Consider the following 14,432-nt stretch of genomic DNA (forward strand, 5'->3'; position numbering starts at 1 on the left):
TCTTTCTTTACGGTCAACCAGCAAGGTGTTAAATTGATCACGTTTCCAGCAATTCTTTGCCTTGTCGTTTATAATAGAGGCAATAACCGGGAAACGGGTTTTTTCGTAATACTGAAACCATCAGGCGATATGTCTTGTACCTCTATATTGAGACTCTTAAACAGAGACTGGATGCCATTAACCAACTGCGTGTAGATCGCGCACTTGCTGCCATGGGGCCTGCTTTCCAACAGGTCTACAGTCTTCTGCCAACATTGTTACATTATCATCACCCGCTGATGCCAGGTTACCTTGAGGGTAACGTTCCACATGGCATATGCATCTACACGCCTGATGAAACCCAACGTCACTACCTCAACGAACTCGAATTGATGCGCGGCATGCCGCCGCAGACAACAGAATCGGGTGAATTGCCTATCACTGGCCTTTATTCAATGGGCAGTACCTCGTCCGTTGGGCAGAGCTGTTCATCCGATCTGGATATTTGGGTTTGTCACCAGTCATGGCTCGATAACGACGAGCGCCAGTTGCTGCAACGTAAATGTAGCGTGCTGGAAAGCTGGGCCGCTTCGCTAGGTGTTGAGGTCAGCTTCTTCCTGATTGATGAAAACCGCTTCCGCCACAACGAAAGCGGCAGTCTGGGCGGCGAAGACTGTGGTTCTACCCAACACATCTTGTTGCTCGATGAATTCTACCGCACCGCAGTACGCCTGGCGGGTAAACGTATTCTGTGGAGTATGGTGCCGGGCGACGAAGAAGATCATTACGATGATTACGTGATGAGCCTCTACTCGCAGGGCGTGCTCACGCCAAACGAATGGCTGGATCTCGGTGGTTTAAGCACGCTGTCGGCGGAAGAATACTTTGGTGCCAGCTTGTGGCAGCTCTATAAGAGTATCGATTCACCTTATAAAGCGGTGCTCAAAACGCTGCTGCTGGAAGCCTATTCCTGGGAATACCCGAATACTCGTTTACTGGCAAAAGACATTAAGCAGCGCTTGCATGATGGCGAGATAGTCTCCTTTGGGCTTGATCCGTACTGCATGATGCTGGAGCGTGTGACCCATTACCTCACGCAAATCGAAGACACTGCGCGTCTGGATTTAGTGCGTCGTTGTTTCTATCTGAAAGTGTGCGAAAAACTGTCTCGTGAGCGTGCCTGTGTAGGCTGGCGTCGTGAAGTTTTAAGCCAACTGGTCAAAGAGTGGGGCTGGGACGAACCGCGTCTGGCGATGCTCGATAACCGCGCTAACTGGAAAATCGACCAGGTTCGCGATGCGCACAACGAACTTCTGGATGCGATGATGCAAAGCTATCGCAACCTGATTCGTTTCGCTCGTCGTAACAACCTCAGCGTCAGTGCCAGCCCGCAAGATATCGGTGTATTGACCCGTAAACTGTACGCAGCGTTTGAAGCGCTACCGGGTAAAGTCACGCTGGTTAACCCGCAGATTTCTCCTGATTTGTCAGAACCGAACCTGACCTTTATCCATGTTCCGCCGGGTCGTGCTAACCGTTCAGGTTGGTATCTCTACAACCGTGCGCCAAACATGGATTCGATCATCAGCCATCAACCGCTGGAATATAACCGTTATCTTAATAAGCTGGTGGCATGGGCCTACTTCAACGGCCTGCTGACCTCGCGCACCCGCCTGTTTATTAAGGGCAACGGCATTTGTGATTTGCCAAAATTGCAGGAAATGGTGGCTGACGTTTCGCACCACTTCCCGCTGCGTTTGCCTGCGCCAACCGCCAAAGCGTTGTATAGCCCATGTGAAATTCGCCATCTGGCGATTATCGTTAACCTCGAATACGACCCGACGGCGGCATTCCGCAATCAGGTGGTTCATTTCGATTTCCGTAAACTGGATGTGTTCAGTTTCGGGCAGCAGCAACAGTGCCTGGTGGGAAGCGTTGACCTGCTTTACCGCAACTCCTGGAATGAAGTGCGTACCCTGCACTTCAACGGCGAACAGTCGATGATTGAGGCGCTGAAAACCATTCTGGGCAAAATGCACCAGGATGCCGCGCCACCGGATAGCGTTGAAGTGTTCTGCTATAGCCAGCATCTGCGTGGGCTTATCCGCACCCGCGTTCAGCAATTGGTTTCTGAATGTATCGACTTCCGTTTATCGAGCACACGTCAGGAGCCGGGCCGCTTTAAAGCGCTGCGTATTTCTGGCCAAACGTGGGGGCTGTTCTTTGAACGCCTGAGCGTATCGGTGCAAAAACTGGAGAATGCGGTCGAGTTCTACGGCGCGATTTCCCATAACAAACTGCATGGCTTGTCGGTGCAGGTTGAAACTAACCAGCAGGTTCAGTTGCCGCCGGTGGTAGATGGTTTTGCCAGTGAAGGGATCATTCAGTTCTTCTTTGAAGAATCGAATGAGGACCAGGGATTTAATATCTATATTCTGGATGAGACTAACCGGGCAGAGGTTTATCACCACTGTGAAGGAAGCAAAGAAGATTTAGTGCGTGACGTCAGCCGCTTCTACTCGTCTTCACACGACCGCTTTACCTATGGCTCAAGTTTTATCAACTTCAACTTGCCACAGTTCTATCAGATTGTGAAAGTAGATGGGCGCTCGCAGGTGATTCCATTCCGCACCCAAGCCATTACAGCAGCGACGCCGGCTAATCATGACGATAGCTCAACCCCGCTGCTTCAGCAGTACAGCAATAGCTAGTTAAAGCTAACTGGCTCTCCAGCTTGCTGTGTGCAGGCTTCTTCCAGCAACTGCCAAAACTCTGCGCCGCTGCGGTCGCAAATCCACTTATCGTCTTTCAGATTAAAATGGTAACCCCCACTTTTGGTGGCAAGCCACACCTGATGTAAAGGCTCCTGGCGGTTGATAATAATCTTGCTGCGATTCTCAAAACTTAGCGTCAACACGCCACCATTGATTTCGCAGTCGATATCACTGTCACCATCCCAGTCATCCAGGCGTTCTTCGATTGTTGACCACAGGCCGTCGGCCAGGCGATGAAATTCACTGTCGTTCATATGTTTTTCTCAGTTGTTCGTCTTTACGGCAGTATAAAAGCAACGCCCGCCAATAGAAAAGAGTATTGCTTTTCAGGGATCACCTGCGATGATAGAAGACAGAATATTGGATTACAGGCATCTCAATAATGAAGAAAATTTTCTGCCCACTGGCACTCTTGCTGGCACTTTCCAGTCTTTCTGGCTGCGGTCTTAAGGGGCCTCTGTATTTTCCGCCCGCTGATGGCAAAACCAAGCCTACGAGCCAGGTAACACCGGATAAACAAACACAATCTACCGCGCCGGAACGTAACGACCGTGGGACTGATAACGCACCGACTCAGGTTATCTACTAGAAAACATTTAAAAAGTAGCCGCGTATATGGAGCAGAAGATGCAGTTCTCAAAGATGCATGGCCTTGGCAATGACTTTATGGTCGTCGACGCGGTGACTCAAAACGTCTATTTCTCCCCTGAGTTGATTCGTCGCCTGGCCGACCGACATTTAGGTGTGGGTTTCGATCAGTTGCTGGTGGTTGAACCGCCGTACGATCCTGACCTCGATTTCCATTACCGCATTTTCAATGCCGACGGCAGCGAAGTCTCACAATGTGGCAACGGCGCACGCTGTTTCGCTCGTTTTGTGCGCCTGAAAGGGCTGACCAACAAACGCGATATTCGTGTCAGCACCGCCAATGGCCGCATGGTTCTGAGCGTGACGGAAGATGAACTGGTGCGTGTGAATATGGGCGAGCCGAATTTCGAGCCATCCGCCGTGCCGTTCCGCGCCAACAAAGCGGAAAAGACCTATATTATGCGTGCCGCCGAACAGACCATTATGTGCGGCGTCGTGTCGATGGGTAATCCGCACTGCGTTATTCAGGTTGACGAAGTGACGACCGCCGCCGTAGAGACTCTGGGGCCGGTGATGGAAAACCACGAACGCTTTCCTGAGCGGGCGAACATCGGCTTTATGCAAGTCGTGACCAAAGAACATATCCGCCTGCGTGTTTATGAACGTGGTGCCGGAGAAACACAAGCTTGTGGCAGTGGCGCTTGCGGCGCAGTCGCCGTGGGCATTTTGCAAGGAATACTTGCGGAACAGGTTCGCGTGGAGCTGCCTGGTGGCCGTCTTGATATCGCCTGGAAAGGGCCGGGAACCCCGTTGTTTATGACCGGCCCGGCGGCCCACGTCTATGATGGATTTATACATCTATGAAGAATGCCGAGGAACAGCAAGAAGCCGTACTGGAACTGGATGACCGCATGGTGGCGGAATATCTGCTGCGTCATCCCGATTTCTTTATTCGTAACGCCCAGCATGTAGAACAGATGCAAGTGCCGCATCCGGTACGCGGCACGGTTTCGTTGGTTGAATGGCATATGGCGCGTAGCCGTAACCACATCAATTTTCTTGAAGAAAACATGACCTTGCTGATGGAGCAGGCGAGTGCCAATGAAGGTTTGTTCTACCGCTTACTGAAGCTGCAAGGCCGTCTGGCTTCTGCCACCAGCTTGCAGGACATGCTGAACCGCTTGCATCGTTGGGCGCGTGAAATGGGTCTGGCGGGCGCGAATGTGCGTCTTTTTGCAGACCGTTGGCGGATTGGTGCTCCTTCTGATTTCACCCATCTGGCATTGAATCGCCAGGCTTTTGAGCCGCTGCGTATTCAACGTCTGGGCGACAGGCAGCATTATCTTGGGTCATTAAATGGCCCTGAATTACTGGTCGTTTTGCCTCAGGCGAAAGCGATTGGCTCGGTGGCGCTTTCTCTGATGGGCAGCGATGCGGATTTAGGCGTACTGGTATTCAGTAGCCGTGATCCCCAGCATTACCAGGAAGGGCAAGGTACACAATTACTGCATGAACTGGCGCTAATGTTGCCAGATTTGCTGGAGCGTTGGGTCGAGCGAGTATGACCGACTCCCCGCTGCAAACCGCTGTTGACGGCTTTCTGCGCTACCTGAAAGTGGAGCGCCAGTTAAGCCCGCTTACTCTACTCAATTATGGTCGCCAGCTCACCGCGATAATCGGCCTGGCAAGCGAGATGAAGCTGAGTACCTGGCAACAGTGCGATGCCGCCGCGGTTCGCTCAATCACTGTTCGCAGCCGCAAAGCGGGGCTTGGGCCATCAAGCCTGGCGTTATGCCTTTCTGCATTACGCAGCTTTTTCGACTGGTGTGTTAGCCAGGGCCAACTCAAAGCCAATCCCGCAAAAGGGATTTCCACGCCGAAAGCGGGTCGCCACCTACCAAAAAATATCGACGTCGATGACGTGAGCCGCCTGCTGGATATCGACATTAACGATCCGCTCGCGGTACGCGACCGTGCGATGCTTGAAGTGATGTACGGCGCGGGGTTGCGTCTTTCCGAACTGGTGAATATGGACTGTCGCCACATCGATCTGGCGACGGGTGAAGTGTGGGTGATGGGGAAAGGCAGCAAAGAGCGTCGGGTGCCGGTGGGGAAATCTGCGGTCACCTGGATTGAGCACTGGCTGGATCTGCGTGAGCTTTTTGGCCCGGACGGCGATGCGTTATTTCTCTCAAAGCAGGGGAAACGTATCTCGGCACGCAACGTTCAAAAACGCTTTAGCGAGTGGGGGATAAAACAGGGGCTAAACAGCCATGTGCATCCACATAAACTGCGCCATTCATTTGCCACGCATATGCTGGAGTCGAGCGGAGATCTGCGCGGCGTGCAGGAATTATTAGGCCACGCCAACCTTTCTACTACACAAATCTATACCCATCTCGACTTCCAACACTTAGCCTCAGTGTATGATGCCGCGCATCCACGCGCTAAACGAGGGAAATCGTAATGCACTTTTATCGTCCACTTGGGCCTATTGCCGCGCTCACTTTCGATCTCGACGACACCCTGTACGACAACCGCGAAGTGATTACGCGTACCGAACGTGAATCAATGAGCTTCGTGCAAAATTATCATCCGAAGCTTAACCATCTGCAACGTCAAGATTTTCTGCATATTCGGCATGCGCTGCGCCTCGCAGAACCGGATATTTACCACGATGTGACCGAATGGCGTCGCCGTGCCGTTGAACAAGCGATGCTGGATGCGGGTTTGTCAGCAGATGAAGCAGCCGCTGGCGCACTGGCTTGTATGGCGAATTTCGCCCACTGGCGCAGCCAAATCGACGTGCCGCAAGAAACGCACGACACATTAGCAAAGCTTGGTGAGAAATGGCCGCTGGTGGCGATTACCAACGGTAACGCCGAGCCGCACCTTTTCGGCCTCGATAAGTACTTCAAGTTTGTACTGCGCGCCGGCCCTCACGGTCGCTCTAAGCCATTCAACGACATGTATCACCTGGCGGCTGAAAAGCTCGATGTGCCGCTCGGCCACATTCTGCATGTGGGTGATGACCTGACGACAGACGTCGCCGGAGCCGTCCGCTGTGGGATGCAGGCGTGCTGGATAAACCTGCGTGATGGCGATCTGATGCAGATTAATGACAGCCGTTTATTGCCACATCTGGAAATTTCGCAGTTGGCATCCCTCACCGCGCTGATATAATCTGATTAATTCTGTATAAAACCACAGTATATTTTTATCTCCTCAACGGCGGTGCCAATGGACGTTTCTTACCTGCTCGACAGCCTCAATGACAAACAGCGCGAAGCCGTCGCAGCCACGCGTAGCAACATGCTGGTGCTGGCAGGGGCGGGTAGTGGTAAGACGCGTGTATTAGTGCACCGCATTGCGTGGTTGATTAGCGTGGAAAACTGCTCGCCGTATTCTATTATGGCGGTGACGTTTACCAACAAAGCGGCGGCGGAAATGCGCCACCGTATCGGCCAGTTGATGGGAACCAGCCAGGGCGGTATGTGGGTGGGCACTTTCCATGGCCTTGCACATCGCTTGCTGCGTGCGCACCACATGGACGCTAACCTGCCGCAGGATTTCCAAATTCTGGACAGCGAAGATCAGCTGCGCTTGTTAAAACGCCTGATTAAAGCCATGAATCTCGATGATAAACAGTGGCCGGCACGCCAGGCAATGTGGTTTATCAACGGCAAAAAAGACGAAGGTTTACGTCCGCATCACATTGAAAGCTATGGCAACCCGGTCGAGCAAACCTGGCAGAAAGTGTATCAGGCCTACCAGGAAGCCTGTGACCGCGCAGGCCTGTTGGACTTTGCCGAGCTATTGCTGCGTGCGCATGAGTTGTGGCTGAACAAACCCCATATTCTTAACCACTACCGCGAACGCTTTACCAACATTCTGGTGGACGAATTCCAGGATACCAACAGCATTCAGTACGCGTGGATTCGCATGCTGGCGGGCGATACTGGCAAAGTGATGATCGTGGGTGACGATGATCAGTCAATCTACGGATGGCGCGGCGCGCAAGTTGAGAACATCCAACGCTTCCTGACCGATTTCCCCGGCGCACAAACCATTCGCCTTGAGCAAAACTACCGTTCCACCAACAACATTCTGAATGCCGCCAACGCCCTTATTGCGAACAACTCAGGTCGCTTAGGCAAAGAGCTGTGGACGGATGGTAGCGACGGCGAGCCTATCTCACTTTATTGCGCATTCAACGAATTAGATGAAGCGCGTTTTGTGGTTAACCGCATCAAAACGTGGCAGGAGGCAGGCGGAGCGCTTGAACACTGCGCGATTCTGTACCGCAGCAACGCCCAATCGCGCGTGCTCGAAGAAGCATTGTTGCAGGTCAGCATGCCATACCGCATTTACGGCGGGATGCGCTTCTTCGAACGTCAGGAAATCAAAGATGCACTCTCGTATCTGCGCCTGATTGCCAACCGCAATGACGATGCGGCGTTTGAGCGCGTGGTTAACACGCCAACGCGTGGCATCGGCGATCGTACATTAGACGTAGTGCGTCAGACCTCCCGCGATAAACAACTCACGTTGTGGCAAGCCTGCCGTTTGCTGCTGCAAGAAAAAGCGCTGGCGGGCCGTGCGGCCTCTGCGCTGCAACGCTTTATGGAACTTATTGACGCACTGGCACATGAAACTATCGATATGCCGCTGCACGTACAAACCGACCGGGTTATCAAGGACTCGGGCTTAATGATTATGTATGAGCAGGAAAAGGGCGAGAAAGGCCAGACGCGTATCGAAAACTTAGAAGAACTGGTCACGGCAACGCGCCAGTTCAGCTATCAGGATGAAGACGAAGACCTGATGCCGCTGCAAGCATTCTTGTCTCACGCGGCACTTGAAGCCGGTGAAGGGCAAGCCGATACCTGGCAAGACGCAGTGCAACTGATGACGCTGCACTCGGCGAAAGGGCTGGAGTTCCCGCAAGTATTCATCGTCGGTATGGAAGAGGGCATGTTCCCAAGCCAGATGTCGCTGGATGAAGGCGGACGCCTGGAGGAAGAACGCCGCCTGGCTTACGTTGGCGTGACGCGAGCGATGCAAAAACTCACGATTACCTATGCCGAAACCCGTCGTCTATACGGCAAAGAGGTGTACCACCGTCCTTCTCGATTCATTGGTGAGTTGCCTGAAAACTGTGTGGAAGAAGTTCGCCTACGCGCCAGTATCAGCCGCCCGGTTAGCCATCAACGTATGGGAACACCGATTTCCGAAAACGACACTGGCTACAAACTTGGGCAGCGTGTCCGTCATGCAAAATTTGGTGAAGGCACCATCGTTAACCTGGAAGGGAGCGGCGAACATAGCCGGGTTCAGGTGGCATTCCCAGGACAAGGAATTAAGTGGTTAGTTGCCGCTTATGCACATCTTGAAACCGTGTAAGTCAGCGGAATAACTCATAGTTTTTTACGCTTTTGCTACCCTTTAAACACCGAGGGTATTTATTCGCAAGCGGTGTCCCGTTGCGTGTTGACGCCATATTTGTGGTGGCGTAACATGCGCGCACGATTACGCTAAGAGGACACTCGCCTTGGACACACCCAGTAAATACTGGCTCAATTACCTGTCATCCAGGTACAACTTCTAAGGCTATCCTCGAATGCTGATAGCCTTAGTGGTTGTCGGCGACCCCATATCTCGTATATCCCGTCGCAATGAGTCAGACTTTTTAATGGTCTGAAACCTATATTGTTTCTGTCTGTGTGCCAACCGAACTGTCCCTGATATTTTTTGCATTGGGAGTACCGGTCATGCTGAGCGCATTTCAACTGGAAAACAATCGTCTGTCCCGTCTTGAATTAGATGAGGCCGATAACCTGAGCAATTCTGTTTGGGTTGATTTGGTCGAGCCTGAAGAGAGCGAGCGTCAGCGCGTGCAAACGGAACTTGGTCAAAGCCTGGCAACCCGCCCGGAACTGGAAGACATCGAAGCATCCGCGCGTTTCTTTGAAGACGAAGACGGTTTGCACATCCACTCATTTTTCTTTTATGAAGATGCAGACGATCACGCGGGCAACAGCACCGTGGCATTCACCATTCGTGAAGGCCGCCTGTTTACGCTGCGTGAGCGTGAACTACCTGCATTTCGCCTCTATCGTATGCGCGCTCGTAGCCAGAATATGGTTGACGGCAACGCCTATGAATTACTGCTCGATCTGTTTGAAACCAAAATCGAACAGCTGGCAGATGAAATCGAAAACATTTATAGCGATCTCGAAAAACTCAGTCGTGTAATCATGGAAGGGCACCAGGGTGATGAATATGACGCCGCGCTTTCTACGCTTGCTGAGCTTGAAGATATCGGCTGGAAAGTCCGTTTGTGTCTGATGGATACCCAACGCGCGCTCAACTTCCTGGTGCGTAAAGCACGTTTGCCGAGCGGTCAGCTTGAGCAGGCGCGTGAGATCCTGCGCGATATCGAATCCCTGTTGCCGCACAACGAATCCCTGTTCCAGAAGGTGAACTTCCTGATGCAGGCGGCGATGGGCTTTATCAACATCGAGCAGAACCGCATCATCAAGATCTTCTCGGTGGTATCGGTCGTATTCCTGCCACCGACGCTTGTTGCATCCAGCTACGGGATGAACTTTGAGTTTATGCCCGAGTTGAAACTGAGCTTCGGTTATCCGGCGGCGATTATCGTCATGATCCTCGCAGGCCTCGCGCCGTATCTCTACTTCAAGCGTAAAAACTGGTTGTGAGATGAAAATGAGAAGGGAGCCGATTGGCTCCCTTTTTTACTTCTGCGCGACCGCTATCCGCGAATTTCTCTGCGTATAAACCGCATCCAGGATAAACAACGCCAGCGCTGCCCAGATAAACCCAAAGGTCAGCAACTTATCTTTGCCCACCACTTCACCGTAGAACGTTACTGCCAGCAGGAACATCAGCGTTGGGCCAATATACTGGAAGAAACCCAGTGTCGAGAGGCGCAAACGCGTTGCCGCAGCGGTGAAACACAGCAATGGAATCGTTGTTACCACGCCCGCCGCAATCAGCATTAAGTTCAACGACATTGAGTTTTGCCCCATATGACTGGTTGAGCTATCAGCGATACCAAATAAGTAAATTGCGGCAATGGGCAACAGCCACAGCGTTTCCACCAACATGCCGGTTTGTGCATCCACGGCAATTTTCTTACGCACCAGGCCGTAAAACGCGAAGCTAAATGCAAGACCAAGAGCGATGACTGGCAGCGAGCCGAATGTCCAAAGCTGAACCAGAACCCCACAAGCAGCAAGGCCCACGGCTACCCACTGCATTGTGCGGAAACGTTCACCGAGGAAAATCATCCCCAGCAATACGTTAACCAGCGGGTTGATGAAATAACCCAGGCTGGCTTCCAGCATGTGATTGTTATTCACCGCCCAAATGAACAGTAGCCAGTTACCACCAATCAGCACCGCCGAGAGTGCCATGGCAAAAACCTTCTTACGGTTCTGGCAGGATTTTTTCACCTGTGGCCACTGGCGGCTCAGACTAATCAGCACCACCATAAAGAAGAATGACCAAATCACGCGATGCGTCAGGATTTCATCAGCCGGGACATAGTTAATTAACTTGAAATATGCAGGCGCGATACCCCACATAAAGTACGCCGCCAGCGCAAGTAACACGCCCTGGCGGGTTTGTTTCGCATCCATGAAAAGAACTCGTTGGTAAATAGTGTGCAAATAGTAACAGGATTTATCTTCTCACCCTACCATGTAGGTCGCCGTCGCACTGGCGATATGCAGCTGGTCTTCGTTGTGTAATTCCACACGCGCAACCGCGACTTTATTCCCGGCACGCAGCAGGCTGCTGCTGGCGGTAAAACGTTGCCCGCGCCCAGGTCGCAGGTAATCGACACGCAGGTCGATGGTGCCCATTTTCGACAGACGCTGGCGTAGTTCTTCTTCGCTAATGCTGTCGTGGCGAGTCAGCGTGCTGCCCACGCAAACCAGGCCAGCCGCGACGTCTAGCGAAGAGGCAATCACCCCGCCGTGCAAAATACTTTGTGCCCAGTTTCCTACCATCATCGGCTGGTTATTGAAGCAAAGCTCGGCGTAGTCTTTCTCGTAACGTATAAGTTCCAGACCCAGCGCCCGGTTAAAAGGCATGTGATAAACAAAAATCTCACCAACCAGTTGGAGGGCAGCTTCAGGGGTCAGAAATGGGGTAGACATGGATCATCCTCGATCAAAGCAAAAAACGTAATGTTAATTATTTGTTTATTTTATGCTTCGCAATCGTTGATTGCCACTTTAAGAAATGTAGACCGAGCGTGCACATTCATTCCTATGTAGAATGTGTCTCAGAAAATAATTTGAAACCTTTTTTATTCAGGAGAACATTGCCGATGCGCACGTTTCTGGGATGGTTAGTGGCTGCAAGCCTGTTGCCTCTGACTGCTTACGCACAGGAAGCAACGATCAAACAAGTGCATGACAAACCCGCCGTACGCGGTAGCATCATCGCCAATATGCTTCTGGAACACGATAATCCATTCACGCTCTATCCGTATGAAACTAACTATTTGATTTATACGGTGACAGACGACCTCAATAAAGAAGCGATCCGCAGTTACAACTGGTCTGATAATGCCAGAAAAGACGAAGTGAAATTCCAGCTGAGCCTCGCATTCCCTATCTGGCGTGGCATCGTCGGGCCAAATTCCGTCCTGGGCGCTTCTTATACTCAGAAATCCTGGTGGCAGTTGTCGAACAGCGGCGAATCTGCACCCTTCCGCGAAACCAACTATGAGCCGCAAGTTTTCCTGGGCTTCGCAACGGACGAGTCATTCGCGGGTTGGACATTGCGTGATGTTGAATTTGGTTATAATCACGACTCCAATGGTCGTTCCGACCCAACATCCCGTAGCTGGAACCGCCTCTACACGCGTCTGATGGCGGAAAACGGTAACTGGATGGTGGAAGCGAAGCCGTGGTATGTCATTGGCAGCACTGATGATAACCCGGACATCACGAAATACATGGGCTATTACCAGTTGCGTGTCGGCTACCAGTTTGGCGATGCCATTCTGAGTATGAAAGGCCAGTACAACTGGAATACCGGCTACGGCGGTGCGGAATTAGGCTTTAGTTATCCGGTGACTAAACACGTTCGCCTCTATACCCAACTTTATAGCGGCTACGGCGAGTCATTAATTGATTACAACTTTAACCAGACACGCTTCGGTGTCGGCGTTATGCTTAACGATCTGTTCTAAGAAATTGGCGGTTTTTGTGGTGGGGAAAGCGTGACACAGGCGGAAGTAATTAATCAGGCAGTGCTGGCCAGACAGGTTTTGCAAGATACCTTTGGCTATCAACAGTTCCGCCCGGGTCAGGAAACCATCATCGAAACGGTGCTGGAAGGGCGCGATTGCCTGGTTGTTATGCCAACCGGCGGTGGTAAATCCCTGTGCTATCAGATTCCGGCCTTGGTATTTGGCGGGCTGACGGTTGTCGTCTCCCCGCTGATTTCCCTGATGAAAGACCAGGTCGATCAGCTGCTGGCAAACGGTGTGGCGGCGGCCTGTCTTAACTCCACGCAAACTCGCGAACAGCAGCAAGAAGTGATGGCGGGTTGTCGCACCGGGCAAATCCGCCTGCTTTATATCGCACCAGAACGTTTGATGATGGATAACTTCATCGACCAAATCAGCCACTGGCATTTGTCGATGATCGCGGTTGACGAAGCGCACTGTATTTCTCAGTGGGGCCACGATTTCCGCCCGGAATACGCCGCATTAGGCCAATTGCGCCAACGCCTGCCGACGGTGCCATTTATTGCCCTCACCGCAACGGCTGATGACACCACGCGTGCTGATATCGTGCGTCTGCTTGGCCTGCACGATCCGCTAATTCAAATCAGTAGCTTTGACCGCCCGAATATTCGCTACATGCTGATGGAGAAGTTTAAACCTCTCGATCAATTGATGCGTTACGTACAAGACCAGCGCGGAAAATCCGGCATTATTTACTGCAATAGCCGCGCAAAAGTTGAAGACACCGCCGCGCGTCTGCAAAGCAAAGGGATCAGCGCTGGCGCTTATCACGCCGGGCTTGAACACCAGGTTCGCGCTGAAGTGCAGGAAAAATTCCAGCGCGACGATCTGCAAATTGTTGTCGCCACTGTGGCTTTTGGCATGGGTATCAACAAACCCAATGTGCGGTTTGTCGCGCACTTTGATATCCCACGTAACATCGAATCTTACTACCAGGAAACCGGTCGCGCCGGGCGTGACGGCCTGCCTGCGGAAGCGATGCTATTTTACGATCCGGCCGATATGGCGTGGTTGCGTAAATGCCTCGAAGAAAAGCCGGTCGGGCAATTGCAGGATATCGAGCGCCACAAACTCAACGCGATGGGCGCATTTGCCGAAGCGCAGACTTGTCGCCGCCTGGTGTTGTTGAATTACTTTGGAGAAGGCCGCCAGCAATCTTGCGGCAACTGCGATGTTTGCCTCGATCCGCCGCGTCGCTACGACGGGCTGGTGGACGCGCAAAAAGCACTGTCCTGTATTTATCGCGTCAATCAGCGCTTTGGTATGGGTTATGTCGTGGAAGTCCTGCGCGGTGCCAATAACCAACGTATTCGCGAGTTTCAGCACGATAAATTACCCGTTTATGGCATTGGCCGTGACCAGACCCACGAGCACTGGGTTAGCGTTATTCGCCAGCTGATTCACCTCGGCGTGGTGACGCAAAATATTGCCCAACACTCGGCGTTGCAACTTACCGCAGCGGCTCGCCCGTATTTACGTGGCGAAGAACCGTTAATGTTGGCGGTGCCGCGTATTGTGGCCATCAAATCGAAATCCAGCCCGAAAGTGTTCGGCGGCAATTACGATCGCAAACTGTTTGCCAAATTGCGCAAGCTGCGTAAAGCCATTGCGGATGAAGAAAATATCCCGCCCTATGTGGTGTTTAACGATGCCACGCTTATCGAAATGGCTGAACAAATGCCGCTCTCTCCGGGTGAAATGCTGGGCGTTAACGGTGTCGGTACTCGAAAACTGGAACGCTTTGGCCGCGAGTTTATGGCACTTATTCGTAGCCATGTCGACGGCGAAGATGAGTAGTAGCC

14 protein-coding genes are annotated in these 14,432 nt (G+C 52.2%); 11 read left to right on the forward strand and 3 right to left on the reverse strand.

The genetic code is table 11. The annotated features are described in order from the left end of the window. Positions 1–134 precede the first annotated feature (134 nt). Positions 135–2,690 (forward strand): class I adenylate cyclase, encoded by a 2,556-nt coding sequence (gene cyaA / locus AC0IWZ_RS22140; RefSeq protein ID WP_471678469.1) that lies wholly within the window; start codon positions 135–137, stop codon positions 2,688–2,690. Here the strand turns inward: cyaA and cyaY are convergent. Further along, positions 2,687–3,007, reverse strand: a complete 321-nt coding sequence (gene cyaY, locus AC0IWZ_RS22145; RefSeq protein WP_034492197.1) for an iron donor protein CyaY — start codon at positions 3,005–3,007, stop codon at positions 2,687–2,689. The genes cyaA and cyaY overlap by 4 nt on opposite strands. Before the next feature lie 128 nt (positions 3,008–3,135). Here cyaY and lptM point away from each other — a divergent pair, with 128 nt between their 5' ends. From lptM to corA, 8 genes are all read left to right on the forward strand, one after another. Continuing rightward, positions 3,136–3,342: an LPS translocon maturation chaperone LptM gene (lptM, locus tag AC0IWZ_RS22150; protein ID WP_034492195.1), complete on the forward strand. Its 207-nt coding sequence runs from the start codon at positions 3,136–3,138 to the stop codon at positions 3,340–3,342. A 38-nt stretch (positions 3,343–3,380) separates the two neighbouring features. Then, positions 3,381–4,205 (forward strand): diaminopimelate epimerase, encoded by an 825-nt coding sequence (dapF, locus tag AC0IWZ_RS22155; protein WP_115631600.1) that lies wholly within the window; start codon positions 3,381–3,383, stop codon positions 4,203–4,205. Next, a complete protein-coding gene (locus AC0IWZ_RS22160; RefSeq protein WP_034492189.1) occupies positions 4,202–4,906 on the forward strand; it encodes a DUF484 domain-containing protein in 705 nt (234 codons plus the stop codon). Before dapF ends, AC0IWZ_RS22160 begins: the two co-directional genes overlap by 4 nt. Beyond that, positions 4,903–5,808 carry a tyrosine recombinase XerC gene (xerC, locus tag AC0IWZ_RS22165; RefSeq protein ID WP_471678468.1) on the forward strand — a complete coding sequence of 302 codons (906 nt, stop codon included), beginning with the start codon at positions 4,903–4,905 and terminating at the stop codon, positions 5,806–5,808. Before AC0IWZ_RS22160 ends, xerC begins: the two co-directional genes overlap by 4 nt. Beyond that, positions 5,808–6,524: a 5-amino-6-(5-phospho-D-ribitylamino)uracil phosphatase YigB gene (gene yigB / locus AC0IWZ_RS22170; RefSeq protein WP_034492184.1), complete on the forward strand. Its 717-nt coding sequence runs from the start codon at positions 5,808–5,810 to the stop codon at positions 6,522–6,524. Before xerC ends, yigB begins: the two co-directional genes overlap by 1 nt. 57 nt (positions 6,525–6,581) lie before the next feature. Beyond that, on the forward strand, positions 6,582–8,744 hold the full coding sequence (gene uvrD, locus AC0IWZ_RS22175; protein ID WP_410374315.1) for a DNA helicase II: 2,163 nt from the start codon (positions 6,582–6,584) through the stop codon (positions 8,742–8,744). A 148-nt stretch (positions 8,745–8,892) separates the two neighbouring features. Then, positions 8,893–8,949 (forward strand): YsgD/CorL family protein, encoded by a 57-nt coding sequence (gene ysgD / locus AC0IWZ_RS22180; protein WP_370451543.1) that lies wholly within the window; start codon positions 8,893–8,895, stop codon positions 8,947–8,949. A 163-nt stretch (positions 8,950–9,112) separates the two neighbouring features. Next, positions 9,113–10,063: a magnesium/cobalt transporter CorA gene (gene corA, locus AC0IWZ_RS22185; RefSeq protein WP_034492179.1), complete on the forward strand. Its 951-nt coding sequence runs from the start codon at positions 9,113–9,115 to the stop codon at positions 10,061–10,063. 36 nt (positions 10,064–10,099) lie between these two features. Here the strand turns inward: corA and rarD are convergent, their stop codons facing one another. Together rarD and yigI are read right to left on the reverse strand one after the other, a co-directional pair. Next, a complete protein-coding gene (gene rarD, locus AC0IWZ_RS22190; protein ID WP_471678467.1) occupies positions 10,100–11,005 on the reverse strand; it encodes an EamA family transporter RarD in 906 nt (301 codons plus the stop codon). Between the two features lie 51 nt (positions 11,006–11,056). Continuing rightward, positions 11,057–11,527, reverse strand: a complete 471-nt coding sequence (gene yigI / locus AC0IWZ_RS22195) for an acyl-CoA thioesterase YigI (RefSeq protein ID WP_034492175.1) — start codon at positions 11,525–11,527, stop codon at positions 11,057–11,059. Between the two features lie 173 nt (positions 11,528–11,700). Here yigI and pldA point away from each other — a divergent pair, with 173 nt between their 5' ends. Both pldA and recQ read left to right on the forward strand, forming a co-directional pair. Further along, the gene (pldA, locus tag AC0IWZ_RS22200; RefSeq protein WP_034492172.1) at positions 11,701–12,570 is read left to right on the forward strand and encodes a phospholipase A; all 870 of its coding nucleotides are present in this window, start codon (positions 11,701–11,703) and stop codon (positions 12,568–12,570) included. Between the two features lie 30 nt (positions 12,571–12,600). Next, positions 12,601–14,427: an ATP-dependent DNA helicase RecQ gene (gene recQ, locus AC0IWZ_RS22205; protein WP_471678466.1), complete on the forward strand. Its 1,827-nt coding sequence runs from the start codon at positions 12,601–12,603 to the stop codon at positions 14,425–14,427. The last annotated feature ends 5 nt before the right edge of the window (positions 14,428–14,432 follow it).

This window comes from Buttiauxella sp. AC142 (genome assembly GCF_979253435.1).

Coding starts and splice junctions, on each gene's coding strand:
- corA (WP_034492179.1), top strand. CDS start 9,113: ATGCTGAGCGCATTTCAACTGGAAAACAATCGTCTGTCCCGTCTTGAA.
- yigB (WP_034492184.1), top strand. CDS start 5,808: ATGCACTTTTATCGTCCACTTGGGCCTATTGCCGCGCTCACTTTCGAT.
- AC0IWZ_RS22160 (WP_034492189.1), top strand. CDS start 4,202: ATGAAGAATGCCGAGGAACAGCAAGAAGCCGTACTGGAACTGGATGAC.
- cyaY (WP_034492197.1), bottom strand. CDS start 3,007: ATGAACGACAGTGAATTTCATCGCCTGGCCGACGGCCTGTGGTCAACA.
- yigI (WP_034492175.1), bottom strand. CDS start 11,527: ATGTCTACCCCATTTCTGACCCCTGAAGCTGCCCTCCAACTGGTTGGT.
- dapF (WP_115631600.1), top strand. CDS start 3,381: ATGCAGTTCTCAAAGATGCATGGCCTTGGCAATGACTTTATGGTCGTC.
- pldA (WP_034492172.1), top strand. CDS start 11,701: ATGCGCACGTTTCTGGGATGGTTAGTGGCTGCAAGCCTGTTGCCTCTG.
- lptM (WP_034492195.1), top strand. CDS start 3,136: ATGAAGAAAATTTTCTGCCCACTGGCACTCTTGCTGGCACTTTCCAGT.
- rarD (WP_471678467.1), bottom strand. CDS start 11,005: ATGGATGCGAAACAAACCCGCCAGGGCGTGTTACTTGCGCTGGCGGCG.
- uvrD (WP_410374315.1), top strand. CDS start 6,582: ATGGACGTTTCTTACCTGCTCGACAGCCTCAATGACAAACAGCGCGAA.
- xerC (WP_471678468.1), top strand. CDS start 4,903: ATGACCGACTCCCCGCTGCAAACCGCTGTTGACGGCTTTCTGCGCTAC.